Source organism: Chitinophaga sp., assembly GCF_039596155.1.
Taxonomy (GTDB): Bacteria; Bacteroidota; Bacteroidia; order Chitinophagales; family Chitinophagaceae; genus Chitinophaga.
The window spans coordinates 44,818-69,154 of record NZ_JBCNKF010000032.1 but is presented as its reverse complement, the minus strand read 5'-3'; the positions used below and the strand labels follow the sequence as shown (position 1 = coordinate 69,154).

The 24,337-nt window shown below is 44.6% G+C and carries 19 protein-coding genes; 4 read left to right on the top strand and 15 right to left on the bottom strand.

What is annotated here, in order from left to right; genetic code table 11:
• Positions 1–123: 123 nt before the first annotated feature.
• A complete protein-coding gene (locus ABDW33_RS25415; protein WP_343692914.1) occupies positions 124–1,263 on the top strand; it encodes a TlpA disulfide reductase family protein in 1,140 nt (379 codons plus the stop codon).
• 222 nt (positions 1,264–1,485) lie between these two features.
• Here the strand turns inward: ABDW33_RS25415 and ABDW33_RS25410 are convergent, their stop codons facing one another.
• From ABDW33_RS25410 to ABDW33_RS25360, 11 genes are all read right to left on the bottom strand, one after another.
• On the bottom strand, positions 1,486–2,361 hold the full coding sequence (locus ABDW33_RS25410) for a serine protease (protein ID WP_343692913.1): 876 nt from the start codon (positions 2,359–2,361) through the stop codon (positions 1,486–1,488).
• Positions 2,362–2,425: 64 nt separating this feature from the next.
• Entirely contained in the window at positions 2,426–3,517 is a 1,092-nt protein-coding gene (locus ABDW33_RS25405; protein ID WP_343692912.1) for a thioredoxin family protein, read from the bottom strand.
• 10 nt (positions 3,518–3,527) lie between these two features.
• Positions 3,528–4,874: a TlpA disulfide reductase family protein gene (locus ABDW33_RS25400; protein WP_343692911.1), complete on the bottom strand. Its 1,347-nt coding sequence runs from the start codon at positions 4,872–4,874 to the stop codon at positions 3,528–3,530.
• A 55-nt stretch (positions 4,875–4,929) separates the two neighbouring features.
• Complete coding sequence (locus ABDW33_RS25395) at positions 4,930–5,856, bottom strand: hypothetical protein (RefSeq protein ID WP_343692910.1); 927 nt, start codon at positions 5,854–5,856, stop codon at positions 4,930–4,932.
• Positions 5,857–5,865: 9 nt separating this feature from the next.
• Positions 5,866–7,449 carry a RagB/SusD family nutrient uptake outer membrane protein gene (locus ABDW33_RS25390; protein ID WP_343692909.1) on the bottom strand — a complete coding sequence of 528 codons (1,584 nt, stop codon included), beginning with the start codon at positions 7,447–7,449 and terminating at the stop codon, positions 5,866–5,868.
• Positions 7,450–7,461: 12 nt separating this feature from the next.
• Positions 7,462–11,124 (bottom strand): SusC/RagA family TonB-linked outer membrane protein, encoded by a 3,663-nt coding sequence (locus ABDW33_RS25385; protein WP_343692908.1) that lies wholly within the window; start codon positions 11,122–11,124, stop codon positions 7,462–7,464.
• Between the two features lie 119 nt (positions 11,125–11,243).
• Positions 11,244–12,398: a FecR domain-containing protein gene (locus ABDW33_RS25380; RefSeq protein ID WP_343692907.1), complete on the bottom strand. Its 1,155-nt coding sequence runs from the start codon at positions 12,396–12,398 to the stop codon at positions 11,244–11,246.
• Between the two features lie 76 nt (positions 12,399–12,474).
• Positions 12,475–13,065 carry a sigma-70 family RNA polymerase sigma factor gene (locus ABDW33_RS25375; RefSeq protein WP_343692906.1) on the bottom strand — a complete coding sequence of 197 codons (591 nt, stop codon included), beginning with the start codon at positions 13,063–13,065 and terminating at the stop codon, positions 12,475–12,477.
• Between the two features lie 176 nt (positions 13,066–13,241).
• Positions 13,242–13,778, bottom strand: coding sequence for a carboxymuconolactone decarboxylase family protein (locus tag ABDW33_RS25370; protein WP_343692905.1), 537 nt, complete (start codon positions 13,776–13,778; stop codon positions 13,242–13,244).
• Positions 13,779–13,888: 110 nt separating this feature from the next.
• On the bottom strand, positions 13,889–14,740 hold the full coding sequence (locus ABDW33_RS25365) for a helix-turn-helix domain-containing protein (protein ID WP_343692904.1): 852 nt from the start codon (positions 14,738–14,740) through the stop codon (positions 13,889–13,891).
• A 50-nt stretch (positions 14,741–14,790) separates the two neighbouring features.
• Entirely contained in the window at positions 14,791–15,720 is a 930-nt protein-coding gene (locus tag ABDW33_RS25360; RefSeq protein ID WP_343692903.1) for a hypothetical protein, read from the bottom strand.
• 145 nt (positions 15,721–15,865) lie between these two features.
• Here ABDW33_RS25360 and ABDW33_RS25355 point away from each other — a divergent pair, with 145 nt between their 5' ends.
• From ABDW33_RS25355 to ABDW33_RS25345, 3 genes are all read left to right on the top strand, one after another.
• Complete coding sequence (locus ABDW33_RS25355; protein WP_343692902.1) at positions 15,866–16,300, top strand: hypothetical protein; 435 nt, start codon at positions 15,866–15,868, stop codon at positions 16,298–16,300.
• Between the two features lie 156 nt (positions 16,301–16,456).
• Positions 16,457–17,479 (top strand): LLM class flavin-dependent oxidoreductase, encoded by a 1,023-nt coding sequence (locus ABDW33_RS25350; protein ID WP_343692935.1) that lies wholly within the window; start codon positions 16,457–16,459, stop codon positions 17,477–17,479.
• Between the two features lie 193 nt (positions 17,480–17,672).
• Positions 17,673–18,851: a heparan-alpha-glucosaminide N-acetyltransferase domain-containing protein gene (locus ABDW33_RS25345; protein ID WP_343692901.1), complete on the top strand. Its 1,179-nt coding sequence runs from the start codon at positions 17,673–17,675 to the stop codon at positions 18,849–18,851.
• Between the two features lie 36 nt (positions 18,852–18,887).
• Here the strand turns inward: ABDW33_RS25345 and ABDW33_RS25340 are convergent, their stop codons facing one another.
• Genes ABDW33_RS25340 through ABDW33_RS25325 form a run of 4 tightly spaced genes read right to left on the bottom strand, consistent with a single transcriptional unit; the run spans position 18,888 to position 24,335 of the window.
• The gene (locus tag ABDW33_RS25340; protein WP_343692900.1) at positions 18,888–20,756 is read right to left on the bottom strand and encodes a hypothetical protein; all 1,869 of its coding nucleotides are present in this window, start codon (positions 20,754–20,756) and stop codon (positions 18,888–18,890) included.
• Positions 20,753–21,532 (bottom strand): SDR family oxidoreductase, encoded by a 780-nt coding sequence (locus ABDW33_RS25335; protein ID WP_343692899.1) that lies wholly within the window; start codon positions 21,530–21,532, stop codon positions 20,753–20,755. Before ABDW33_RS25335 ends, ABDW33_RS25340 begins: the two co-directional genes overlap by 4 nt.
• 5 nt (positions 21,533–21,537) lie before the next feature.
• Positions 21,538–23,115 carry a sodium:solute symporter gene (locus ABDW33_RS25330; protein ID WP_343692898.1) on the bottom strand — a complete coding sequence of 526 codons (1,578 nt, stop codon included), beginning with the start codon at positions 23,113–23,115 and terminating at the stop codon, positions 21,538–21,540.
• Entirely contained in the window at positions 23,112–24,335 is a 1,224-nt protein-coding gene (locus ABDW33_RS25325) for an enolase C-terminal domain-like protein (RefSeq protein WP_343692897.1), read from the bottom strand. Before ABDW33_RS25325 ends, ABDW33_RS25330 begins: the two co-directional genes overlap by 4 nt.
• Between the last annotated feature and the right edge of the window lie 2 nt (positions 24,336–24,337).

Here is a 24,337-nt window from a genome sequence, read left to right as displayed (position 1 = left end):
CTAGATGCATTAAAGAATGGATCAGAAGACGACCTGAAGATGTTGTTATACTATAATTATGCAAAGAATTTGCCGATGCAGCCAGTGACCGAATTGGGGATAAAACGTTTCCCTAATGGAGATATGGCATTTGATAATGCTGTCAATCAAATGGCTTCAGCGCCAAATCTCGACAGGAAATTGCAACTAATGGACTCACTTAAAATTAGATTCCCGAAGAAAGATCTCGGCGAACCCAATGCAATTTTAACGGGTGCTTATGCAAACCTGGGCCAATTTGATAAGGCGATGTCTTACCTGCACAAAACAACTGGTGGTTCCCGAATGACCGCGTGGGCCACTTTTGCCTATTTATCCAATCCGGCGCTTAATAATAAAGCAGAACAAATTGTTGATCAAACACTACGCAGCGGAAAGATAGATAAGCCGGAAAAAATAATGCTATTGAAGCTAAAGCTTAACTTTTTAGAAAAGAAACAAAACTACAGGCAGGCAGCAACAATCGCAAAAACGATTATCGATATGTTGGGAAGTAAAGATGAAAACGCGAATGGACACTACGCTATTTTGCTCAGTAAAAGCGGGCAATACAAAGCAGCGTTTCCATATCTGCAGGAAGCTATAGAAAATGGTACGGAAGACCAGGAAGCCATGGCAGCGTACCGGAAATGCTATCAGGCAATCTATCCTGGGAGGAATGTAGACGCGCACCTGGATTCCATTAATCAAACGTTGCTGGCTAAGTATAAAGCGCAATACGAAAATAATATAGCGAAAGAACTTGTTAAAGTTAAAGCTCCTGATTTTGAACTGTTGAATGCAGACAGTGCTGTAGTATCCCCGAAGGACTTCAAAGGCAAAATAATGGTCATTGATTTTTGGGCGACCTGGTGTGGCCCCTGTAAAGCAGCTTTGCCCGGCATGCAGCAATTAGTGAATATGTACAAAGCTGACACTACAGTTAAATTCCTTTTCATACATACGGCTGAGCAATTCGACGACACCTTCGCATCTGTTAAAGCCAAATCCCAGGCGTACTTCAAAAGTCATCATTACTCTTTGCCGCTCTACCTTGATCTGAAAGATAAAGCCAGCAACGAAAACAAGGTTGCCAAAAACTTTCAGGTTAAGGGCATTCCGCATAAAGTGATTATAGACAGTGAAGGATTTATCCGTTTAACCAGCGTGGGATTCAGCGGCTCAACGCCTGAAATAGTAGCTGAAATGGATGCTGCAATTAAAGAAATTAAAAAGCTACACTAATAATACAATGTCCTGATCATTGCTTATGGTCAGGGCATTTTTTTGTCCATCCCTGTTCAATCGATCTCCGTGTGCTGAGGAAAGAGTTAAAGCTATTAAAGTATGTCAGTCTGTAAAAATATCATAATGTCACGGAGTCTTTTTCACCGCCCAAATAAAAAAACCTCCAGGTCTCACGACCTGAAGGCTCATACTCAAAATATAGGCAAGGTTATTAAAAAGCTACTTCCGGATCAGTTTCCAAAGTATTTCAACCGGAACTGTATTCTTCAGCACCATTTGCACGCCCGCATTCACATCGCTGTGCAAAAACATGCGTGTATTGGCCACGGTACCTACCACATTACCATACATATCCATCACAGGGCCTCCACTCGAACCAGTCGCATAGTCAGCCGAAACAGACATCATCTCGCGGTAGAATTTATTTTCTCCCTCCCCTACTTCCTCCATATACTTATTATTCACATTGCCCTGGGAAAAGTAATAGTGAATCCCTTTCGGATGACCAAGTATATAGATCTTGTCGCCAATAGCAGCTGAATCTGCCAGCGCAATGGCAGGTAAGATATCACCATGTGTCTCCAATTGAAGAATGGCAAGGTCATGCTTTTTAGACGATGCAAGGACTGCCTTCACTGCATACACACGACCATCTGCCATACGGACTACAAACCCCTTCGGTTGATTGCCGTCTTTCATGAATGCATAAGTAGCTGTGACATGGTAGTTAGTAACAATGATTCCTTTCGGATCGATTACATAACCTGTAGATTCGCTCAAATGTACATTTGAGCACCTGGGACACAGATACGCCACGCCGGTGATAACTGTAGCACTCTTAGCTTTCTCATACACCCCATGACCTGTCAGTTCCTTCGAAGCCGGTTTTGCCAGATCAAGCGTAACCCCACTCCGTTCTGCCATCAATGCTTTTTGCGCTTCTTCTGCAGTAATGGTCCCCCCTTTTGCTGATAAGGAATCAAAAGCATGTAAGAAATCAGCAGCTATCTTTACATCGTCCGTAAACCCCTGTCCAACGGCTATACCAGCTATGAATAAAACATTCATGACCAATAAAACAGTGAATCTGATCATATATCCTTTTGAAAAAACGCTCATTTTTCTGCTATTTAAAAGTTAGGCAACCCGGTATCGTCATTTATTTTGAGAGATTGTCTAACTGAGCCTGGCTGTACCTGGCCTGTCTGTCGAAATTCCTTTTCTCCAACTGAAAATATTCTTTGATGGCCGCTTTCTGGGCATCTGTCACCTTCGATATTTTAGTTGACAGAATACCATCCAGTATACCTTTAAAAACATCATTATCCGGCATATTGGCAATATACCGTTTGTAGTAATCAATCATCCCATCTATGTCCTTATTCACCACATACAAAGCAACCCTGCACATGTGCAACTCAGGAGTCGGCTCCATCTTTAACAATGAAATGGTATACGCGATATCTTCCACCTGCTGAGGAGTATAAAATACATTGTACCTTGCACCGGTTTCATTTGCGATCAGGTACATATGCTTGCGAACCTTATCAAAGATGATACGGTTAGTCACCTCTGTACCAATTGCCTGATCAATACGTCTTTTGTCCAGCATCAGTTTCCTGAAAAAAGGGCTGCCAAAGTCCGTTGCTTCCAATGCCATCTGCAGGTAATCACCACTGAACCGCTCGTAATCCTGCGCCTTGTCAAAGACCTCACTCAACACGGGAGAAGGATCTCTCGCATTGTCAAGCAGTGCTTTCGCATAAGGCAATGCAGTAGTCATATTCTTCTCCTTCTCATAAGCAGCCTTCAAACCTGCCAACGAATTGTTAGGATTTAAAGCCACCTTCACCTTTTCAATAAACTCCTCTGCAACTGCTTTTCCTACCACCCTGTTGATCTCCTCACCCTTGGCATTCAGGATCAGGAAGGTGGGAAACATCTTCACGTCATACTTCTTTCCAATTTCAATACCCTCTCCTTTCTCTATATCGAACTTTACAGAAACGAACTTAGGATTGAAAAAGTCACCTGATACTTTCTTAGGAAACTCCTGTTTGGCCATTTCAATACAAGGGCCACACCAGCTGGTATAACAATCAACAAAGATCAGTTTTGGTGCTGCCGGGTCGGCTGCCTTCGCCATTGCCTGTTGAAGGGTCAGCTCCTGGAATATAATCCCCTGTGCAAGGGTGTTTTGTTTGCACAAAACACCTATTGCCAGGAATATTGAAACAATGAATACTCTCATTTATCTACTATTAAATTTTGGATTCGATTAACTCTTTTAACTTTGGATCTGAAGGCCGGATAGCATCATAACTCACCATTTTACCGTTTTTGTCAAACAGGATGAAGCGTGGTACGGAGGTGATTTCGTAGTCCTGGATCATACTTCCCTTATTTTCAGAATATAAATGTAATCCTGACAGTTTCTTCGTCTCTACCATATTCTTCCATTTGTCTTTCTCTGTATCTATTGAGATACTGAGGAACACAACATCCTTACCCTCCAAAGATTTCTCAAGCGTTTCCAGTGCAGGCTGTTCTGCCAGGCAAGGCTTACACCAGGTAGCCCATACATCTACCAGTACAACTTTACCACGAAAATCTTTCAGGTGATGCATTTTTCCTGCCATATCAGGATATGCAAAATCAATCGCCTCACCTCCTGGTTCTTTCACATTCGCTCTCTTCTCAAGCACCTGCATCTTTTTCTTTTGGTCCTTTGTAACCATGTATTGTTTGTTCTTACTCACAAATTTAGCCATGTTCTGATATTCGTGGCGGTCCAATAGTGTGAGAACATAATTGGCTCTCAACATTGGATCAGTGATTTCAGGAACAATTACATCTTCAAGGAATCCACTCTCAGCGTTGTAAATGTAATGCCGTACGAATCCATGGCTCTGTATGTAGCTATAACCAAATGGAAGCGTCCATATATTTGGATCTGCATATTTCTCTGTATTAAACAGGTTTACCAGGAAAGCAGGATATTTGTCACGATTTTCATATCCGATGCCTTCTGTAAATGGTAACATCGCATCCATCCGGAAACTATAAGGCAACATCATTTTTACATAAGTGTCAAATTTCTTGTTACCAGTATTGACAGTGCCCATAAATTTTTCCGCAGGCCCAACTATTGAATCAAGTGTAGCAGCATAGTGATCGTGTGCACGCAGCCAGCCTTCTTTGGTATAACCATATTTCCTCAGTGGTGTCATCATTTTATACCAGTCGGCAAACACTTTGTTCTCATTATTTACTGTGCCGGAATAAGCTGCCTCACCAAATCCACCCTGGAGGTTAAGCGTATCTCCTTTGCGCATATATACTGGGTACACTTCATCTTCAAAGCCTATATACCTGATCACGTTCAGATCGCTGTCTCCAACGGCCACCTGGAATGAATGATCCTGCCTGGTCAGAGGGATCATGTAATAAGGCACAATTTCACCCTCTACAGCCTTGAAAAGATAGATCTGGCTCGCACTCACGTTACCGCCTTTCTCCCTCTCAAATTTACCTTTGATCACCGCACTCTGCGCCCATGCCGCCGCTGTAATACCCAACAGCAGGGCAGATAAAACTGTTTTTTTCATTTGGAAATTTTAAAATAATTTATAAATATGATTGTTTGATGTTTTGATGAACCCACTATTGCACAGGTACTTTAAGATCAGCGAGTATCTGCCTGATATAACCATATTTGGTCATGATAGTAGTCTGCGTACCAAATTGCTGTTTAAACTGAGCCTCTGATTGACCGAGTGTTGCCTCTATGTACATAGACACATCCATATTAGTTGACATAGGCGTGAAATATGAATTTCGGGGATCCGGACCCAGGAACCCAATGGCCTGAGGCGTAGCTGAAACGCCGGGTGGCAGACCTGTTACATAACTGGCAAGCTGAAATGTATACACCCCATAGGCATCTTTAGAAGGCATAAACTTCCTGGAGGCATTGTAAAATTTATCCAGGATATCTTTGTATTTATCATCCTGCACCGCATTGGTCAGCAAGGCGCGCAGAATAGCCCCTTTATAAGCTGCCCGGGTCGCATCATCCATAGTTGGTATCTGTGATACCGCACCTATCACCACCGTATTAAATCCCTTAAATGCGTAGCTGCCAAACCCATAACTGCCTAGCGTATTCACAAGCAGGATACTGGGCACATGTACACTTGCAGGTAACGACGGCATAATCTCCGCTCTCAGGAATGCCAGCGCCGCAGGCACATCTTCTTTTGAACAATAAGTGAATGACTCCACATATGGCGGAGCACTCGAACCCAGCGAACCACCCAGTGAATAACTCATGGACAACACTTCATAAAAAGTGTAATCATGCCCAAACACATCCTTCCGCTGTTGAGAACCGATCGTGTCATTGATGTATATCGGTATCCCTGTTTCCTTGTAAAACAGGTAATTCGCATGAATCGTAGGATCATTAGGATCATCTTCTACCACGAGCCAGTTTTTATCGTAGTCAGGAAAGATCGTTTCTTCTTCCTTTCTGCATGACGTCGCCATAGCAAACAAAGTAAAGGCGATCAGGTATATTTTGTAGTTCATTTGCACTGATTAAAATTGTTGAATCGGACGAACAGGACGAACTGGATTTGTAAGCGTACCTTGATTAAATGTGATCGCATAATCAGGGATCGGCACCTGCCAGGATGCCGCATCCTGCGCATAGGATTTCAGCACATAATACCCTGCGGGTGAATACGTATTGGAGGACGCATCATAGCTGTACACAGGGTGTTTGATCACAAAACTTGCAGGTAAAGGATACTTGGAATTCACCCCATAACGCCTGAGATCAAACCAGCGATGTCCCTCAAAACACAGTTCACGACGACGCTCTCCGCGGATAAAATCAACCAGTGCTTCGTTTGATGAAGGTAACTGGTCTGCAGTTGCATTCCGGAAACGCTTTGCACGGAGATTCTGTAGCTCGGTCCTGGCATCTCCATCTGATCCCATCATTGCCAATGCTTCTGCACGATTCAATATCACTTCTGAATAGCGGAGGTAAAATATGTCAGACACCTGGGCCACATCATTATACGTAGTCCATGATCTGTATTTTCTTGGCAGAAACGCTTTATTCTTGGTTGATCTGTCAAAGAAGGCATTACGTCTCAGGTCAGCTGTATCATATGTATCCATCAGGTCATTAGAAGCCTTGAATGCAGAAACACGGTTATCATTGCCACCCCATGAAGAAAGTGAGTCGTTCATAAAAACAGCCGGCGTAACATTAGCTCCCATTGTAAAAATAGCCTCCCCGGAAGTGCGATAGTTGAAGTTGGCACCCTGTATAAACTGATTGAGATCTGTAAGACTATATCCCATTGTCTCAAAGTCCTTCAGGGTCGCTACCACCTTATCATATTGTTCTGTATACAGGTAGACCCTGCTCAGTAAAACTTTGACGGCCGCAATACCTACCCTGATATTATTGTCAGGATTGTAACCGTCCAGGTAAGTCGCCGCCTGGTTCAGATCAGCAATAATCTGGTCATAGACCTTTTGATTATTATCCCGGAAAAAATACTTATCATCAATTTTTTCAGTCACCTTCACTGGCACCCCCTGATCCGTAGCAGCAGTGCTTGTGCGGTAAGGAGAACCATAAATATTCTGCAGCATGAAGTAATAATACCCCCTGAGAAAGTACGCTTCTCCACGGATATGCTGCAATTGCACATTTTGTGATGAGCTATCCGCAATCTTCGACGCCTGGAAAAGGATCGCATTCAAAGACCCGATACGTTTGTACAACTTGCGCCAGGCAGTTTCTTCCCACGCAGTATTTAAGATATTAACGGATGGTAACTGGCTCCAGTTATGAAAGCCGGAAAACATATACAACGGAGTGGCCTGACTTGTTTCTACCTGGTCTGCCACAAACGTTTCACTGTCATCATCCATTACATGCAGCCAGGGTGCAAAGACACTCGTTGCTGATGTCAGGTCCGACATCGTAGCCTGACTATAGATAGAGAATGTTACATTATTTATGAATGCTTCTCCGATCATCAGTTGCTCAAGATCATTCGTATTAGAAGCATATCTCTGATCTGTAGTATATTCTTCCAGGAATTTACGGCATGATGGCAGGAGCAGTAAGCACATAAGCAGCGCAAATACATTTTTCATGGTGCTTAAATTTTAGAATGAAACGTTAATGGAACCCGTGTAAGTAGGTCTTACTGAAAGGTTGATATTAGGAGATGCGCCTGATTGTGCAGGATCCTGTCCCTTTAATAACCTGTTGGTGATCGTGAACATATTGGTGCCTGTAATACTTACATAAGCAGACGCAAATCCCAGCTTCCGAATCATTTTCTCATCAAAGTTGTATTTGAAAGAGGCTGACTGAAGTTTCACGTAATCAGCACTTATCACCCTCAAATCAGAATTATCATACATATCGTATACACTACCACCAAAAGAATAAGCACTTGCCGGATACTGATTCCACCATGGTGTATTCAGATTATTGTTTGCCTGCAGACCAGGAATGTTGGTATATGCTTCGTCACCCGGATGGCGCCATCTGCGCACAAATTCCTTACGGAGGTTCTGCTGTGGATAGGTAACCGTAGAGGCATAACCGGAAGCTATTTTCAGCATCCTGATCTTGTTACCAAGAGAATAAGTAATATTACAGGAGAGACCAAAATTCCTCCAGCCAAAATAGTTGGAAATACCACCTTGTAAGAAAGGCTCTCTACGGCCAGATTCAGTCATCACCGACAGGTAGACATCCTCTTTTTTCATCTGGGAATATTGCTTATTGTATTCATCTGCAAGTTCAGCCTCTGCGCCATAAAAAATCGGGGAACCATCCTCGTGACTCAGTCCTTTAAATTTGTAGGAGTAAAAAGTATTCAACGGCTTACCGGCTAACTGTACAGATCCATCCAGGAAGTTACTATAGGTAATATTATCTATCAGCACGTTATTCCTGTTATTGATAGCCCTGTTCAACACTTTGTTCAATACCTCTCCCAGCTGCGGATCTATACGCCATACAAATCCCCTGCGGGAACTGTTTACATTGACGTTATCAATCGCTTTTATTGACAGTGCTACCTCCAAGCCTTTATTTTCCAGTGTACCACTGTTGATGACGTATGATTGTACACCATTGATCTCTGAAACAGTTTTGTTCAGGAATGCATCCTTCGTCCTCTTATAGAAATAAGCTACTGATCCATTCAGTTTACCCTTCAGGAGGGAAAAATCAAAACCAGCGTTGAATGAAGAAGTCTTTTCCCATTTCAGGTCCGGATTAGGATAGTTTACAATATTGGCAAAGGGTTCATTATAATAAGTATCAGAATATGTACTCTGGCGGATCACCATGTTCGCTGACTGCCCTGGCAGCATATTTCCCTGCCAACCCCATGAGCCCTTAAAGGCAAGGTCATTGATCCATCCTACATTCGGCACCACATCATTTTTCATGTTCCAGCGACCTGATAATGCCCAGATAGGGAGAAAGCGATTATTGGTTCTGGAACCAAAAAGATTGGATTGTTCACCCCTGATATGGACGTTGAACATATACCGGTTATCATAATTATAACCGGCTGTACCAAACCAGGCAAAATCGTTTGTAAGCTGACGGTTAAAAGCACCTAAAGCTGCTTTTGTCGTCATCCACTGATTGTAGTAACCGCTATAGGTAGTAGGTACGATATCAAAATAACCGCCCATTTCAGGGAAGTAACCTCTGCGGGTAATGTCAAATCCATTGTATGCATTGGATTTAACTTCTACACCACCCGTTGCTGTTAAGGAGTGTTTCCCGGAATTATCCAATGTAGTCATGTAGTTTACCTGCAAACGTCCGGTATAATTCTTATTGTTTGTGGTAGACTTCTGCAGTTCACCACCTACAGGCGCCTGGTCCCACCTGGTGGATTGATCGGCGCGTAACTTAAATATGTAATAAGTGTTCTTGGTATAATATACCTCCCGATCATTGTTGCTAATACCAACGGCAAAAGTACCTTCCAGATCCAACCCCCTGATCACATGCCACCTTAACAACGCCCTGACATTGGTAGACATCAGGTTCGTATGATCATTACTATTGTCACGCTCATTCAGGATATTGTAATTATAAAGAAGCGAACCATTGGTTTGTGGATAATAAAAGAGACTTCCATCGGTATTATACGCAGGAATAGTACGGCTGGTATTATAAGCATAGTTCAGAATACCCAGGTCCGTTGGCGTGTAATTCTTTACCTGGTAACTACCATTGAAGGCAATCTGTGCCATGAACTTTTTGTAGTCGGCAGTAATGTTCAGCATAGAAGAGTAACGTTTGTTACTTTCTTCTTTGATCACACCCTGTTCATTCAGATAACCAATAGACGAGTAATACTTGATATCTTTAGATCCACCGGAGAGGTTTAATGTATGGTTTTGAGTAAATGCATCATGCGTGATCAATCCCATCCAATCAGTATTCACATTGGCATAGTAATCACTTAAACGTTTGAACTCATCATAGCCGATTTTACCTGCATAATAATCCTGCAACGCTCTTTCATAACCTGACCATTGCGTCACGTTATTGTATTGCATACCGCGCTCTACCATTTCTTTGGATACATCCATACGCTCCCTGGACGTCATCATGTACATACTCTTGTCAGAATATCTTGGGCGGCGTGAATAACCGGATGACATAGAATAAGATATCATCGGCTTTCCAGGCTTCCCTTTCTTGGTGGTGATCACGATCACACCGTTACCGGCTTTAGCACCATACAATGCCGTAGCAGAAGCGTCTTTCAGCACGTCGATCTGCTCAATATCTTCAGGATTCAGACCAGAAATCGCATTTCCCAGCAGGTTCACAAAATCGAGGTCATTGATCTGCTGAGGATCTACGTTCACAGGATCTGTGAGTACGATACCATCCAGCACCCAAAGAGGCTCACGATTCCCAAGAATAGTCGACGTACCCCTGATCCTCAGTTTGGGTGCTGCGCCCACCTGCCCGGAGTTCTGCATGAACATCATGCCCGGTACCCTGCCTTCCAGCAACTTGTCTATTGAATTCACCCCCGGCGTAATGATATCATCCATCTTGATGGTGGTAACTGCACTGGTCAGGTGACGACTGTCTACCTTCTGATAACCTGTGTTAACCACTACATTCACTTCATTCAGGTCTGAAGCCGCCATGGCCAGTGTAACTACCCGGGCTCTCTTTGCACTCATTTCCATATCAGCATAACCCAGCATATGAATTTGAAGCATCCCATCTGCATATTGGCCGGGAATAGTGAAGTCACCGTTTTTATCACTCCTGGTGCCAAATTTGGTATTCTTCACCCTGATAGCAACCCCTTCCAGTGGAAGACCTGCTTCGTTCGTAATACGACCCCTTACATCAGACTGGAATGCCTGCTCCTCTTGGGTAAGTGGTGCACTCTTTTCTGTAATAATGATCAGACCATCTTTGATCTCATAGCTCAATGGCTGTTCTGCTAACAACTTTTGCATCGCACTGGAAATCGGCTCCTTCACCAGTTTCAGTGTAACCGGCTTTGTCTTTTTCAGAATGCGGTCATTGTACGAAAAATCGATTTTAGTCTGCCTGCTGATCTCTTCCGCCACCTTCACAAACGGGGCGTTTTTCACATCCAGTGTGACTGTCTGCGCCTTTGCAAACAGCTGCAACAGCAGCATAGGGATAAAAACGGACAAAAATTTGGTTGTAAGTGATAATGTGCTACAATTGTTCTTTCCCGAACGCTCACGGTACAGCACATACCTTTTGTCCCTGACAAAAAGGAGATTGCCCATAATTTGAAACGGTTGGTTTTTGGTTGATTATTATAAGTATAAGGATCCCCCCTGCTGATGTGTGTCATATACACGCCAGCCTAAAGACGGAAAGCCGATAAAAAAGATTTTGGTATTTACTAATGAATGATGCTAATGTTCTTTCCCTCTACTGCGAATTTTATATCCCCTATTCTTTCGAGTGCATGAAGCACTGTTGACAACTTTTTATCTCTTCTGATTGATGCATGCACTTTGATATCCGCCGGAATGCTGGTGTAATCTACATCCAGGTCATACCATCGACCTATCTGGCGCATGACTTCTGTTAATGGTGTGGCTTTAAACCGGAAATCTCCATCTTTCCACGCGGTGTATAATGAAACGTCGACGGCTGCTACGTTAAATGTTGTATTATTCAGTACAGCCTGCTCCCCGGGATGTAATTCCGTCGTCTGAACGGCGCCCCTGCTGTCAAGGCGAACACTGCCGGTGGCCAGGGTAGTCACCGTCCCGCTTTCATCATTATAACAGTTTACATTGAAACTGGTGCCCAGCACCTTCACATCCTCATCTGGTGTATGTACGATAAATGGCTGCGAAGCGTTGTGCGCTACTTCGAAATACGCTTCACCCTTCAGTGTTACACTCCGCTCCTTTCCTGTGAACGCAGTCGGGTATGACAGTGAAGATGCTGCATTCAGCCAGACCCTCGTACCATCACTTAATGTAACCCGGTATTGCCCCCCTCTCGGAATGTTTAATGTTACATGCTGAACGGAATCTTTTACAGGCAGGATATCACCATCTTTGTAATGAATACTTCCCTTGTCTACCACAATTTCCTCCTTCGCTCCATTCAACTGATAGACCGTTCCATTGGATGCGACCAGGGTCGCACGGTTAGTACCAGGCGGAATATCCAGATTTGCATACTGGGAACCGGATGAACGGGAAAATTCTCTGTAAAAATAAAATCCGCATGACAATACCAGCAGTACGCCTGCCGCTGCTGCAACCCCTTTCCACCAATACATTCTCCTATATTTTGGTGCAGGTCGCATGCCCAGTTGCTGCTCAATACCCTTCCAGGCTGCGTCTTTCACAATCACCGCTCTGGCAGCCAGTGATGGTGACGCGACTGCTTCCTCCGAAAAATAAGCGGTGAGCAAGGCATCCAGTTCTTCCTGATTTTCGTTAAGCTGGAAAAATTCATAGAGCTGCGACAATTCCTTTTCAGTAATTGTCTCCTCATTATACTTTTTAAATAATTCTTCTATTTTAATGTTTTCCATCTTAGCAAACAGTCCTGTTTATGCCTAATTACAGATATATACACACGAGAAATAAAAAATAGCACCCCCAAAACAATTATTTTTCAAAAAAAATAGGGATTAATACCGCAAATAGATAAATGTAATTAGATCTTAATATATTTCTTAATTGCTTATTAGCCTCTTGTATGTGGTGATTGATAGCGGATGCACTAATATTTAACCGGCTGCTTATTTCCTGATAGCTGAGGCCATCTATCTTATGCATAATATATACTTCCCGTTGCCTGGGGGTAAGTTTGTTTAATGCAGCGTCCAGTAATTGTTTGGCTTCTGATTGGTCCAGGGATTCTTCTATGGGGTTATGACTTTGATCAGTATTGATCTCCTTCCGCATTAACTGATCATATACATTTCTTCTATATACGTTCTTCGAGAGATTGGCCGCCATCTTATATAATAATGCGCCAAAGCTTAGATCCGGGTTGATGGTATGACGGACCTCCCATATCTTAATAAACAGGTCCTGCAGAATATCCTCCGCTATTTCTTCCGACCGCAGCAATTGTAATAGTCGCGCAGCCAGCCGCGGGGCATAGATGTCGTAAAGGTCTTTAAAAGCAAACTCATCCCCATCCCGCAACCTGCGCAATAGCTCCTTCTCATCCGTGATGTGTAGAATGTTCACTTACCTGAATAATATTTCTGTTGAAATTATAAAAAGTAAAAAATAAAACGTAAAATATTTATAAAGATGCTAAAGAAAGATGGATTTTTTTTGAAATTACATGAGCATATATGCTATTTCCCCCGACTGAGCGATCCCCGCGGCAGCACCAGCCGCCACGGGGAATAAGGAATGTATTAATTCAACGCCGGCGCCAGGGGCCAGTCAACAGGAACCTCCGTTAAAGCATGGAGGTAATTAGTAATGATCTTATCACCTATCACAAGCACTGTATCTATCAGATTGGCTGCTGTGTAGCCGGCAGCAAAAAATGCTTCCAGTACGTCCGTCGTCACCTGCCCCCGGTTTTCTGTAGTCGCCTTCACCAACTTCGCCAACGCGGCTAATTTAGGATCAAAATCAATATCCGCCCTGCGGATAGCCAGTATCTGCTCGTCCGTAAACCCATTCATTTTGGCAAATTGGGTATGTGCACTCAGGCAATAGCTACAGTTATTTACCTGGCTTACAACCAGGTTGATGACCTCACGCTCCTTTGCACGGATGGAAGATTTTCCGTTCTGAAAGCTGAGGTAATTTCCCAGCGCATTTTCTGAATGCGCGAAAATAGCATACAGGTTCGGTACAAAACCAACCATACCTTTCAGGTTATCAAATATTGCCTGGTTAGCTGGTGATACTTGTTCTCTGGTTGGAATTGGGAAAGTTTTCATGGCTGTAATTTTTTATTTTGTATTGTTTGTATTGAACAGTACAAAGGTGCGACAGCTGGCGCGGCCCGCGAATAGAGAGAATTCCCGGCGGCTTGTAATTATTTCCCTGGTCAGGTCGGTAAGGTAGATTTTCTGAAATCGCCTGGGGATAACCCTGTTTGCTTTTTAAAGAAGTTGCTGAAATAAGCGGCATCCTCATACCCCAGGTCATAAGCGATCTCCTTGGCAGATTTATCTGTATACCTCAGCAACCGTTTACTTTCTAATATGATGCGTTCCTGTATCACCGTCAGCGGAGACTTATTGTTATACATCGCAAAGTAATTTGCGAGCGTTTTAGGAGACTTGTTTAACTGATCGGCGTAAAATTGTACAGTATGCTCTTTCCGGTAATTATGCTCCACCATGATATTAAACTTTCTCAGAATATCCAGTTTATCATGGGTGAGCACCTCGTTGTGTAAATATTGTTTCTTAGCCAGCCGGGTAACAATGATAATCAACCGCTTTAATATCATTTGCAACATATCGCGCTGAATCACGTCCTGATCTGCAAATTCGTCGATAAATACCTGCAATAACAGGTTTAATTTCCGCTGCTGCTCTTCGTCCAGCAGAATGAACATCGTATCAGCTGATCCATAAAAAAGAAAGCCGACACAACTCACTTCTTTATCATGATCCAGGATGCAATAAAAATTCCGGTTATACTGCCAGGCTACAATCTGATCCGGTTTTTCAAAAGTAAAGCTTTGATTGACCATCAAAGGCAACACCGACTGCGAAGGGAATGTACTGGCAATTCCGTCGATTGTTACGGTTTGATCCTGCCCGTTATTCCAGGCAATTGTTAAAAATTTATCACTGCGGTCGCGATAAAAAAACAACCGGTCAAAACTACTTTCATGCACCACCAGGTGTAACTCACCACCAGAAAAAGGATCGATATATTGAAGCTTCATGTATTCCACGATGTTAATAGGTTCAAATATACGGTAACACGCCCTGCCACCTATTGCCAGTTGTTCACTGAAGATATAAGGCTCCGCATATCCTGGGCAACTGTTCTGACACTCGCCTGCAACTCATTGTGCATATCTGACAAATGTTGAATATCCTCCTCTGAAAAATACCCACCCTTACCAAAGTAAAGTTGCTCCTCTTTCGGATCAATCTTACCGTCAAAAACAAAAAGCAACCATCTCTTCTTTAATGTCTGAATAAGCGACAACTTCCCTTCATTACTAAAAGTCTTATCCGTCATCATTTGCCACAAAGCAGGAGGAAATGCATTATCTGCATTCTGCTCATGCCACACGTTACTCAACAAACTCCTGTAAATTGGTAACTTCAATTGCCTGCCTTTCGGATTGAGCAACATAAAACCCAATGCAGTTCCCGTAATACCACCGCCGATATTAATCCCCTTATTTAAATCATCATTCTTAATAAGTGCTGTAGATAATGTGATGGCTGCAGCAGCCACTATAGAAGCGACTGTTAACCGTGTATTTCTTTTGCTGTTCTTTGCAGCTAAATACCGGGCCAGTTGGTCATACCGCTCGCCATTGCAATCAAGTTCAGCTACCACCGCCTCAATCTCTGTATTTAGCAGTAATATCCTGTCCGTTATCTTTTGTTTGGCTGCCAGCTGCGCTGTTGGCGTCACACTCCGGAGATATTGGGCAAGCAGGGGCACTAAACCAAGATCTGCCGCTAATGTATAATCATGGGCACTCAGATGACGGGCAACTAACGTATCTGTATCCTTATTCGGCTGAATGAAAGCATCCTGCCTATAGGCAATACCCGGGGCACAGTAATCATTACTCAAGGCCGTCAACCTGGAACTCTCCAGTACCGGCGCGCATGAAAACAATGATCCTGCCAGTGATAATACCAGCAGGTAATGCCATCGCGATGCCCATTTTCTTCTGTGCATTATAATTTTTTGTATTTACTGTAATTACAAAAACCTGTTCTGCAAATTTGTCGAATAATAATTACTTTAAAAATAGTGCCCCCCAGATCTTCATGCTGCCACAAAATATTTTCCCCTTCTCAAAAAACCACCTTACCTTAAAGGTATGATAGTACCTCAGGAAACCCAGCAACAAGTCCGAACCCTGTTGTCACAAAACAAAAAAGTAAAAGCGGTCGCTTTAGTAAAGCAGGCCACAAAATGCTCATTACGGGAAGCCAAAGACTACGTTGACCAACTGGACCAACTGCATCCACCTAAAACAGCCCTTGCCGGGAATATAGACGACCAGTTACGCGCACTATTATTCCAGGGCAACAAAATTCAGGCGATCAAGATATACAAGGATCATTCCGGGGCCAACCTTGCAGACAGCAAACGGTATGTTGAAAGCTTAGAAAAAAACGACGGTAAATACACCCACTCCAGCATAGACAGACTATTGCAGGAACAGCCAAAACCCAAACCCAATTACACCTGGATGATTATATTGCTGATAGCTGCCGCCATCATCGCCTGGGCACTCCTCCGCAATCAATAACCAGCATACACACAAAGGTTCCCCCGCTACAGAAACCTGAAAAGCTCACCTGATCTCCTCCATTCAACTAAGCAGGCACGTCGTTTCCTCTGGTATACTGCTCGATATATCCCGAACACCACGGGAATGTCTATCTTTGCACCCGAAAAGAGACGTATGAAGAAAATAGGATTTTTATCGTTCGGACACTGGTCCAACCATCCTGCCTATCAAGCCCGTACTGCTGCCGATACCCTCCTTCAATCTATTGATCTGGCGGTCGCTGCAGAAGAAATCGGCCTGGATGGCGCATATTTTCGGGTCCATCATTTCGCTGCCCAATTAGCCTCTCCTTTTCCTTTGCTCTCTGCTATCGGCGCCAAAACGAGCAAAATTGAGATCGGAACAGGTGTCATTGACATGCGCTATGAAAATCCCCTCTATATGGTGGAAGACGCGGGCGCTGCCGACCTGATTTCAGGCGGACGACTACAATTGGGTATCAGCAGAGGCTCGCCGGAACAAGTGATTGACGGCTGGCGTTATTTTGGATACGAACCCGGCGAGGGAGAAACTGACGCAGACATGGGCCGTAAAAAAGCGCTACAGTTCCTCGAACAGTTAAAAGGCGTCGGATTCGCTCAACCCAATCCGTACCCGATGTTTCCTAACCCACCAGGGTTATTAAGACTGGAACCTTACTCCAAAGGACTACGGGAACGCATCTGGTGGGGAGCCTCTTCCAATGCGACCGCTATCTGGGCTGCTGAAAACGGCATGTTCCTACAAAGCTCCACCCTGAAAGAAGACGAAAGTGGTAAACCCTTTCATATTCAACAGGCTGAACAGATCAGACTGTACAAAGATGCCTGGAAAAAAGCAGGTCACAAACGCGAACCCAGGGTTTCTGTCAGCCGGTCTATCTTTGCACTCATGAATGACCAGGACAGGGCTTACTTTGGACGGGATACCAACGGAGGCGACAAAATTGGTAATATCGAAAAAAATAAACGCGCCATCTTCGGCAGAAGCTATGCAGGCGAACCTGATCAACTCATCAAAGAATTAGCGAAGGACGAAGCTATCCAGGAAGCCGATACCCTCCTCCTCACAATACCTAATACCCTGGGAGTTGATTACAATATTCACGTCCTCTCATCTATACTGGAGCACGTTGCCCCTGGTTTAGGCTGGCGTTAACGAATACTTTAATCACTTTAAAAGCCTTCAGATCTTTTCGACCTGAAGGCTTTTATGTAAATAATCGATGCAAGACAACTTCAGAAATCATACCTTCCACAGATCCCCGAAAAAAGAATAATTTTACCTCCCACCACCAGGACCACTTTTACCTGCAACCAGATTTAAAATAGCAACGCGCAAATACGCACTAATGGAAATCAACAAACCTACACGTATAGTATCCATCGATCTCGTACGCGGCATCATCATCATTCTGATGGCCTTAGATCATACCAGGGACTACTTCCACCAGTATTCCTACCTGCATGATCCTACCGACCTCGCCTATACATCCGTTCCTATCTTTTTTACCAGGTGGATCACTCACTTCTGTGCACCCGCATTTATGTTCCTTTCAGGTATCTCTGCATTTCTATACCAGACTAAAAACGGTAAAAGTGCGCTTTCAACATTTTTAATTACCAGGGGCATCTGGCTCCTCTTCCTGGAGTTATTCTATGTGAGCCTGATGTGGACATTCAATCCCACTTATCCCGCTTTCTTCCTGCAAGCCATCTGGGGATTTGGTGCCAGCATGATCACTTTAGCAATACTGATACACCTGCCCAAACCAGTGCTGACCTCCATTGGTTTAATACTGGTGCTGGGGCATAATATGCTGGATCCTGTCAGGAACACATCCTTTATCTGGTCTTTACTGCACCAGCCCAATTTCTCCGACTTCCATTTCGGTCATTCACAGTTCTTCATAGCCTACCCGGTTATTCCCTACATCGGCATTATCGTTCTGGGATATTCAATCGGGAATATTTACCTGCCCACAGTAACACCGGAACAAAGAAAGAAATGGCTCCGAAATTTTGGCCTGGCTGCTATGCTGCTCTTTATTATGCTAAGGGGAATAAATGTTTACGGAGATCCTGCTCCCTGGGGCAAACAGCCAGGCGGATGGCTGACCCTCCTTTCCTTTCTTAATACCACCAAATATCCACCCTCCTTGTTATACACATTAATGACACTTGGCCCGATCTTACTGTTACTTGCTTACCTGGAACGTCCCCTCAACAGCATCACAGCCAGGATCATTGTCTTCGGCCGCGTGCCCATGTTCTTCTACCTGGTACATATTCCTTTTATTCATGGCCTGGGTATTATAGCTGCCATGCTATCAGGCTACCCCGCCGCTGTAATGGTCAACCTGAAGGTATGGGTTACATCCAATGCGCAACTAAAAGGATATGGATTCTCTTTACCAGTCGTTTACGGTATATGGATGCTGGTAATACTTATATTATACCCTGTATGTAAGTGGTTTGGTAAATACAAGCAAACACACCAGCAGGAACAAAAATGGCTCAGTTATATCTGACAAAGAAGCCCGTGCTGTTTCACAGCACGGGCTTCTTTAACGTCCTTCCCGCCTGTATATCACCGCACTTCCCGCCGCTACCCGCACCTCCAGCGTATCCTTCACCATCTTCACCTCCTTACTGAACAACTCTACCATTCTTCCCCCTTTCACCAACGGCACGCTATACATCGCGTCTTTGTCATCATAATTAAAGATGGCAATATATTGATCCCCTTTCATAAACACCCTGTTTCCATCCACTGGCCGGAAACTCTTCCCGCTTTTCGCAATCGCCAGTAAATCGGGGTCCTGCAACAACGATAATGCTACCTCCCGCCAGGGGCCTACCTCGCCATAATCATCCCCCGTCACTACACTCCCCGTCACCAAAGCCGATGCCAACCGTGCCTGGTTAGCATGCAAAGACGCATCCTTAAACACCACATGATCTGCATCCATATACCCATACATCAACGATTGCCACCAACCATAAGCCGTACTGTTCAGGGTATACTCTGTATGCGCTACTGTATTAAAAGCATCACATGCTATACGACGCATATGTACATATCGTGACGTAGCCAGGTTGGGCGAAATAGCCGCATACAGCAGCATCTTATCACCCGCTGTACTATCTATCCACTCCATACCTTTCCGGAAAGCCTGCATGCCCGTCGTCACGCCAGGATCATAAAAATGATCGCCCTCGATCGCGCCATGCGACAGGAAATCGATCTTCACCATCTCATATCCCCATTCTTTAAACAATCCGAAAAAATGCACTATCCGCTCCCGCGTTGCAGGATGCGTAGGATCCATGGCTCGTCCGCCGTCGGTATCTGCATACCGGCCATCCTGTGTGGTCCAGGTTGCTTTATAACTGTATTTACTCCCTTCCACAGCACGGTCATATTTCCCCCAGTCTACAAAAGGTGCCCAGTAAATACCCGGCTTAAAACCCTTCTCTTTACAATAGGCAGCAAACGCTTTCAGCTGCGCAGGACTCATATTGTCCCAATAAGAATCGAGGTCTATGTACAGGGTATGATCCGCTGTACGGAACTCCGTACAGGAATCATGAAAAAAATCCACTACTCCTTTCGCCCTGGTAAAATCCACCTTTGTCTGCATGACGCCCCAGCTATTCCAGCAAAAGGGTGTACTGCCTTTCCACTTAGCTACATGTGCAGGATGAAACGACATATTCGTCTGTGCATATGTTTCCATCGCCTGCCGCCAATCTTTATCATACCCGACAAAAACAGGCGCTGAACTGCAATACCCATCTACCGGCTGTACCATGCCATGCGATTTCCCATCATGCGTACGCAGGGAATCGGTATATCCGCAAAATACTTTCAATGCCTGATCCTTTACCTGCACACCCGTCTTCCACACATCCTGCTCCAGCGATCCAACCACAACCCCACCTTTTTCATTGTAAATAGCCGTCACCTCACTCCCTGTAAAATCCGCCTTATCAAATACCGGCGCATCATACCTGAACCACATATCATTGTCAAAAGGTACATTCAACGCCCTTCCCGCTGTAGCGATATGCCCTGTATTCATGGGTGCAATATAATTACACGCCATCCCGGCCACTTTTACTGCGATCACACAGTATTCCCTGCCGGGGTATGTATAGAACAACTGTTGCAAACCACCACTGCTGACAATATACACCATCGACGTACCTGTTCTCTTCACCGCATATCCCCGCTTCACGTCTGCCCGTGAATCCAGTTGCTGCCCCACGGCATATACATTTTCAAAAACGACCTGACCATTCAGCGTCACGTTATATGTGCCTTTCTTCAGGTCGTATACGATCCTGTTGTTTTTCCCGAAAGGTATGTTCACCTGTGCATAACTACACAACTGCAATAGCAACACACCCAGTAATATCTTTAATTGTTTCATGCCTGATAGTTAAGCGCTCTGTAACCTAATTCCGCACCGCCACTCACGTGCATTACATGACCTGTTATAAAGCGGGCTTTCTCCGATATCAGGAACACACATGCGTCCGCAATCACATCACCCTCCGGGCAATATCCCAATGGATGAATCGCGTTCATGTAGGCAGATATCCCCTTTCCTTCGTTCTGATACTTTCCCCACTCACGTAACATCGGCGTCCATACACCCGCTGGCGCCACTGCATTCACCCGGATGTGATAAGGCGCATAATCCAGCGCCATTGATTTCGTCAATGCATTCACAGCACCCTTTGTAGCGGTATATGCCGCATGATTCTCCTGCCCGATCTCGCCTACCAGGCTGCTTGTATTGACTATACATCCCCTGCTATCCTTGAGTGCTGCTATACCATAACGTGTGGTCAGATAGAGACTCTTCAGGTTCACATTCATCAGGTCATCCCACTCTGTTTCCGACGTTTCATGTAATGGCTTCGAGGGATGGGCAATTGCCGCATTGTTATGAATCACATCTATTCTTCCAAATTTCTCCAGCGTCTCTGCGATGATACGTTGCACATCTGCTGCCTGCGAAATATCTGCAAAGATGCTGTAATGAGGTGCACCCAATGTTTGAATCGCCGTCGTCAATGTAGCCTGATCATTCGATACGATCACGACAACAGCGCCCGCTTCGGCATATTTTAATGCACATTCGAATCCTATGCCAGTGGATCCTCCTGTTAATAAGATTATTTTACCGGTCAAAAGTTGCATGTCTCTTATTTAAAAATTAAATATAGTATGGTCATTACGAGTAGTAAAAGCGCCGACAAGATTTTATAACTGCCTTTGTTCTTCAATGGTTCCATCGGTGATCTCCAGTACAGTGTGGCACTCACACCCGTATGCTGCATAGGATAAACTAAAGAAAATGATACCTGTATAATTAAACAGATGACGAACAGGTAAAATGCCATCATCATAAACGGAATATGTGCGAATGTAGTAGCCGGGTATAACTTATTCACCGTATACACCAGTGCCCCCAACAGTGAGCCGATCAGTAATGTCAGCTGTGCTGCTTTTGCAGATGCCCGCGACCAGAAGATCCCTAACAGGAATACACAGGTAATAGGCGGCGCAATATGTGAAATAATATCATTCACTCCATTGAAAATGCTATTGTAACTATTCAGCAACGGCAATAACAGGATCGATAACAACAAAGCAACTGCTGCCGATATACGACCCATCATGACCAGCTGTTTATCACTCGCTGTCGGCTTCAACCGCTTGTACAGATCAAAACTCACCAATGTTGAGATCGAATTCAATGCTCCTGACACCTGGCTCATCAAGCCCGATAATAATGCCGCTACGATGATACCCGCCAGCCCCGAAGGCACCAGCTGTGTGATCATCACTGTATAGATACCTTTACTATCTTTTGGTGCCTGCAATAAACCTTTCTGGGCGAGTGTAGCTGCAAACAACCCCGGTAGTATAAATATAAACACGGGCAGTATTTTGATAAACCCGCAAAACAAAGGCCCTAGCCGGGCATTGTTCTCATCCTTCGCACCCAATATGCGTTGTACGATCGTCTGATCGGCACACCAATACCAGATGCCAATTACAGGATAGCCGAGAAATACCGCGTACCAGGGCAGACTCCCATCATTACGCAGCATTGATAATTTATACAGCGCTCCCTGCTCCTGCAGCACATCCGTCATCGCATACCATCCACCCATTTTATGAAAACATGCCACTGTGATAATTACCGCGCCAGCTACCAGTACTACTGTCTGTATACTCTCTGTCACCACAACTGCTCTTAATCCGCCGATGATCGTATACACGGCTGTAATACAGGCGATCACCGTCACACTGGTGTACATGTCTATTCCAAACAATGTTTCCAATACAATTCCTCCTGTCAGTAATGAAAATGCGATATGTATCGTTATCGCAGATACGATAGAGATCAATGTCAGCCAATCCCGGCAGGCCCGGTTATAACGCTTTTCCAGGAAATCGGGCAACGTACTGATGCCGCTGCGAATATAAAAAGGTGCGAAAAACAATGCCAGCAGGATCAGTGTAAATGCCGCCATCCATTCAAAATTTCCACTCAGCAATCCATCATCATACCCGCTTTGCGCCAGGCTTACCAGGTGCAAACAGGATATGTTGGTTGCAAACAATGCCAACCCGATCATCGGCCAGCGCAATGATTTACCTGCCAGGAAATAATCTTTTGATCCCTTGTCCTTTTTAAGACCTGCCCATAAACCAATGGCCACTATCGCCATGATGTACAGGATCACGATGATTATATCCGTCGTCTGTATCATAGGATCTGTTTAAGGTCACAGCTACTGCCCGGCTCCTGTGGGGTGAGATATACACCATCCCTGATCTGTACCGGGTGTACAAAATGCTCCTGCAAATGCGGAATATGCTCAAGGAAAAGGGCCTCATGCCCCAGTGAAATATGATTGAAGAGTACCAGGTGCTGGTGCAGCTGCCCCATATCCCCTACATGCGGCACTACCGGCACACCATACTTCCGGGCCAGCAAACTCACCGTGATAAACTCACTCACACCCCCTACCCTTACAGCATCTACCTGTATAAAATCAGCACATTTCAACTGCAGGTAATTTTTAAAAATGATCCGGTTAGGTACATGCTCGCCCAATGCTATTTTCATGGGAGCAATGGCTTTAGCCAGTTGTTGATGCGCGATCACATCGTCAGGATGTGTCGGCTCTTCTATCCAGTAAGGGCGCATTTGTTGTAACCTTCCGCATATATGTAATGCCTGTGGCAATGTCCATTGCTGATTGGCATCCAGCATGATCTTTACTGCATCGCCAGTCACTTCCCGTACCAGATTCGCCCTCCTGATGTCCCGATCAGGATCAGCAGATCCTACTTTCAGTTTCATCGCGGTAAACCCTTCTGCTATAGCCTTCTTCACATTTTCCCTGATCTGCTCATCCGGGTAGTTAAACCAGCCTATAGAAGTGTCATATCCCGGATATCCTCTACCCGTGATAGTTTCACGTGTCACATCCCTGTTAACCCGCACCAGGTCTATCGCTTGCGCCCTTGTCAATTCATCTTCCAGGTAGGACAGGTCCAGGGTATTGACCACTTCCTCCGGTGAAAGATCAATCAACAGTTTCCACAAAGGCACCCCCCTTTTCTTTGCCCACAGATCATAACAGGCATTGGTAACCGAAGCCAGCCCCAGGTGCACCACGCCTTTATGAGGGCCCAACCAGCGAAACTGCTGTTCATTCGATACACGGTTAAAAAACTCCCCAAAACCGGCCATTATCTCTTCTATATCCTTTCCCTTCAATTGGGCAGCGTAAAAGTCAGCCGCCTTACAAACCAGGTCATTCCCTTCCCCCAGCGTAAATGCCAGCCCCATACCTGTCAGCCCGCTATCATCCTTTAAAACAGTCACCGCATAGGAATAAACCGGGTCACGATGTATAGCATCACTACCAGCGCCATGCCCAAGCGGATAACGTACGTCTTTTGTATATGTCTGTTGTATCATTC

Bases quoted from the DNA above. Each gene is read 5' to 3' on its own strand.
- ABDW33_RS25415 (WP_343692914.1), top strand. From the start codon at position 124: ATGGCATTTGATAATGCTGTCAATCAAATGGCTTCAGCGCCAAATCTC.
- ABDW33_RS25410 (WP_343692913.1), bottom strand. From the start codon at position 2,361: ATGATCAGATTCACTGTTTTATTGGTCATGAATGTTTTATTCATAGCT.
- ABDW33_RS25405 (WP_343692912.1), bottom strand. From the start codon at position 3,517: ATGAGAGTATTCATTGTTTCAATATTCCTGGCAATAGGTGTTTTGTGC.
- ABDW33_RS25400 (WP_343692911.1), bottom strand. From the start codon at position 4,874: ATGAAAAAAACAGTTTTATCTGCCCTGCTGTTGGGTATTACAGCGGCG.
- ABDW33_RS25395 (WP_343692910.1), bottom strand. From the start codon at position 5,856: ATGAACTACAAAATATACCTGATCGCCTTTACTTTGTTTGCTATGGCG.
- ABDW33_RS25390 (WP_343692909.1), bottom strand. From the start codon at position 7,449: ATGAAAAATGTATTTGCGCTGCTTATGTGCTTACTGCTCCTGCCATCA.
- ABDW33_RS25385 (WP_343692908.1), bottom strand. From the start codon at position 11,124: ATGGGCAATCTCCTTTTTGTCAGGGACAAAAGGTATGTGCTGTACCGT.
- ABDW33_RS25380 (WP_343692907.1), bottom strand. From the start codon at position 12,398: ATGGAAAACATTAAAATAGAAGAATTATTTAAAAAGTATAATGAGGAG.
- ABDW33_RS25370 (WP_343692905.1), bottom strand. From the start codon at position 13,778: ATGAAAACTTTCCCAATTCCAACCAGAGAACAAGTATCACCAGCTAAC.
- ABDW33_RS25365 (WP_343692904.1), bottom strand. From the start codon at position 14,740: ATGAAGCTTCAATATATCGATCCTTTTTCTGGTGGTGAGTTACACCTG.
- ABDW33_RS25360 (WP_343692903.1), bottom strand. From the start codon at position 15,720: ATGCACAGAAGAAAATGGGCATCGCGATGGCATTACCTGCTGGTATTA.
- ABDW33_RS25355 (WP_343692902.1), top strand. From the start codon at position 15,866: ATGATAGTACCTCAGGAAACCCAGCAACAAGTCCGAACCCTGTTGTCA.
- ABDW33_RS25350 (WP_343692935.1), top strand. From the start codon at position 16,457: ATGAAGAAAATAGGATTTTTATCGTTCGGACACTGGTCCAACCATCCT.
- ABDW33_RS25345 (WP_343692901.1), top strand. From the start codon at position 17,673: ATGGAAATCAACAAACCTACACGTATAGTATCCATCGATCTCGTACGC.
- ABDW33_RS25340 (WP_343692900.1), bottom strand. From the start codon at position 20,756: ATGAAACAATTAAAGATATTACTGGGTGTGTTGCTATTGCAGTTGTGT.
- ABDW33_RS25335 (WP_343692899.1), bottom strand. From the start codon at position 21,532: ATGCAACTTTTGACCGGTAAAATAATCTTATTAACAGGAGGATCCACT.
- ABDW33_RS25330 (WP_343692898.1), bottom strand. From the start codon at position 23,115: ATGATACAGACGACGGATATAATCATCGTGATCCTGTACATCATGGCG.
- ABDW33_RS25325 (WP_343692897.1), bottom strand. From the start codon at position 24,335: ATGATACAACAGACATATACAAAAGACGTACGTTATCCGCTTGGGCAT.